2 protein-coding genes are annotated in these 2,558 nt (G+C 34.0%); both read right to left on the reverse strand.

Features of this window, described 5'->3' with window-relative positions; genetic code table 11:
• Positions 1–872 precede the first annotated feature (872 nt).
• Positions 873–1,205, reverse strand: coding sequence for a helix-turn-helix transcriptional regulator (locus tag ACHRVL_RS22975; RefSeq protein WP_395326737.1), 333 nt, complete (start codon positions 1,203–1,205; stop codon positions 873–875).
• Positions 1,198–2,154 (reverse strand): replication initiation protein, encoded by a 957-nt coding sequence (locus ACHRVL_RS22980; RefSeq protein WP_395389953.1) that lies wholly within the window; start codon positions 2,152–2,154, stop codon positions 1,198–1,200. The genes ACHRVL_RS22975 and ACHRVL_RS22980 overlap by 8 nt, the downstream gene beginning before the upstream one ends.
• Positions 2,155–2,558: the final 404 nt, after the last annotated feature.

The following is a 2,558-nucleotide window of genomic DNA, read 5'->3' on the forward strand; positions in this document are numbered from 1 at the left end:
GAAAATTTTCTGCTGAAGAAAAACCAAAAGGGAAATGAAAAGTCCGAAAAAGAAATCTCGAGAGAAAAACAAAAAAACAAAAAAGAAAAAGATTGAGAAGTAAACTAGGGGCGGGGCGCGCGATTTTTGGGGCTAAATAGACTTGTAGGTTGATTTGTTTTGTATTTATAGTAAAATGTACCGCTAAAAAAAAACAATGCCTTAAAACACCCTTAAAATCGATTTTTTATTTTTTTAGCGGTTTTTTAAATCGTTGGAGTTTCTTTTTGGGACCAGGGATAAGGTTTTCTTTTTCGGACTTTTTTTTGATTGTTAGGGGGGGATTTTTAGGACGTTTTTGGTTTAAAGTTAGAGTAAGCAAGAGGGAACGACGATAAACCGTAGTTCTAAATATAAAGTACTGATTTTTAATGCTTTATGTTTTTGTAATTTTTTAAATGCGTGCTATAAGTAGTAATGATTTTAGTAAATATTTATTTTTAATTCCGCAACGTATTAATAATAAGCAACTTAAATAAATTTAATTTACTAAAACATTTACTAAACGTGAGTGCTCTTAGCACGCATAAGGACAATTTTAGCCCCTCCCCCAGTGTTTACAAAACAGTCCGAAAAAGAAGAAATAATAATTTAGCGAGGTGTGTTTTGATACGTATAAAAAATTCAAATCTACGATTTTCAATTTTTTATACGTATCAAAACGCCTCGCCCTTCGGGAACAAAAAACTCCGAAGTCGTTTTTATAAAAAAAAGACACTTTCCTTGATGTTGGAAAGTGTCAATATTTGTAAATTATCGCTTCGCTATCCTCATTTTTAGAAAAGGTTTTTTGAGCTGCAGAAAAAACCTTTTCTAAAAATCGAGGGAACTATTTACTCCTCAATAAATTTTTTATTAGTAATTGACAACAGTATTAATTCCATTTGTCTATTATGACTTTCAATTGATTTTCTATGATATTCTAATTGTTCTTTGAGAAAAGAATATTCTACCAAGCGCTTATGAAATTCCTCATATTCTTCTCTTGTAAATTCCTCGACAACTGTGTCGAATTCATTCTCAAGATATTCAGATTTTAACACTTCTAGCATCTTTTCAGAGACTTGGTAAGCCCCGTTTTCTAAGCAAAAATAACTTTTCAAGTATCGTTCGACAGTCCTGTCGGAAACATTCAAAATTTTAGCAATTTCTTTGATTTTATACATAGCCTTTTTTCTTAAATATCCCCACCAAATAAGCAGCTCTATCGTCTATTATTTTCCCCTTTTGGATAGCTTCCAAAAGCTTGTTTTTTTCTTCAACAAATTGCTTCCAGTACTTAACCGCCCACAGTTCCGCTAAGTCATCCCGAATGCCTACAGCTTGTATATTTGCAATCTTCTGGAGAAGCTCTCCGTTCTTCTTTTGCTTTTCTATATCCCCTTTAAAATCAATATCCAATTGAAGTTGGAGATTAGGTTTTGAGAAGCCACAAAAGAGCTTAATGGTATCAAACGAACGCCCTCTCACCTTCAATAATTCATAATCAAAAACAATATCCGTATGCTCGTTTATTTGCCTTTTAGCCAAATCCAAAACCTTTTCTTTCAATTGGCTAACCTTTGTATATTGTTCAGGTTCTTTCCCTCTCGGGTCTTTCAATCCTAATATTTCTTTCAGTTCCCCGATGCTATATGTATGCCCCCCAGTTCCACGCCATTGGCAAGCCAAGGAATACAATCTTTTTGCATGCTTTGAAGTACAGGACAAGGCGGATTTTAACTCTAAAAGGGTGTAATTGTTTTTCAACTCGAAAAAGTAAGGGCGAGCGGGTTCATTTATAACCATATCAAAACTGCCAGTCCCATCGAGGTATTTAATTTCTGAAAACAAAACTATTTGTCGTAGTCCGTCAGCTTCTTCAATTTTAAAAACCCTAGACATCATCTCTTCGTTTGACTCCAGTAATTGTTGGTAGTTCCATTTACGACCAGTAATCAGCTCAATATCCTTAACCCGGATATTGTAACGCTTATTGGGAGCATCCGAATCATCAATACAAGCTAACAACATAAATAGCACATCTAATTGACAGGCTGAGTAATCAGTACGACCAGAAGTAATAGTATTATGCTGCTTAATTTTTTTCTCAGAGGGTAAGTTTTGCAATTTCATACAGCAAATATAATGAAAAACCACATATAAAAACCACCGATTCTAAAAAAGGTGGTTTTTCGCTTATAAAAGGTGGTTTTTCGCTTATAAAAGGTGGTTTTTCGCTTATAAAAGGTGGTTTTTCGCTTATAAAAGGTGGTTTTTCAAATCGTTAACCCCTGATTTTATTGGGGTTTCCGAGCGCCTAAATAATTTAAATCTTTTTAAAGTTTTTAAACAGTAGCGTGCGCGAGGAAATTTGACTTGTTTTTTCGGATTTTTATTTGGTTGGAATGGAGAAAATTTTCTGCTGAAGAAAAACCAAAAGGGAAATGAAAAGTCCGAAAAAGAAATCTCGAGAGAAAAACAAAAAAACAAAAAAGAAAAAGATTGAGAAGTAAACTAGGGGCGGGGCGCGCGATTTT

The sequence above is a fragment of the Flavobacterium sp. FlaQc-28 genome (assembly GCF_044007415.1).
Classification (GTDB): domain Bacteria; phylum Bacteroidota; class Bacteroidia; order Flavobacteriales; family Flavobacteriaceae; genus Flavobacterium.

Excerpts from the sequence above, each read along its gene's own strand:
- ACHRVL_RS22980 (WP_395389953.1), bottom strand. The coding sequence starts at position 2,154 with ATGAAATTGCAAAACTTACCCTCTGAGAAAAAAATTAAGCAGCATAAT.
- ACHRVL_RS22975 (WP_395326737.1), bottom strand. The coding sequence starts at position 1,205 with ATGTATAAAATCAAAGAAATTGCTAAAATTTTGAATGTTTCCGACAGG.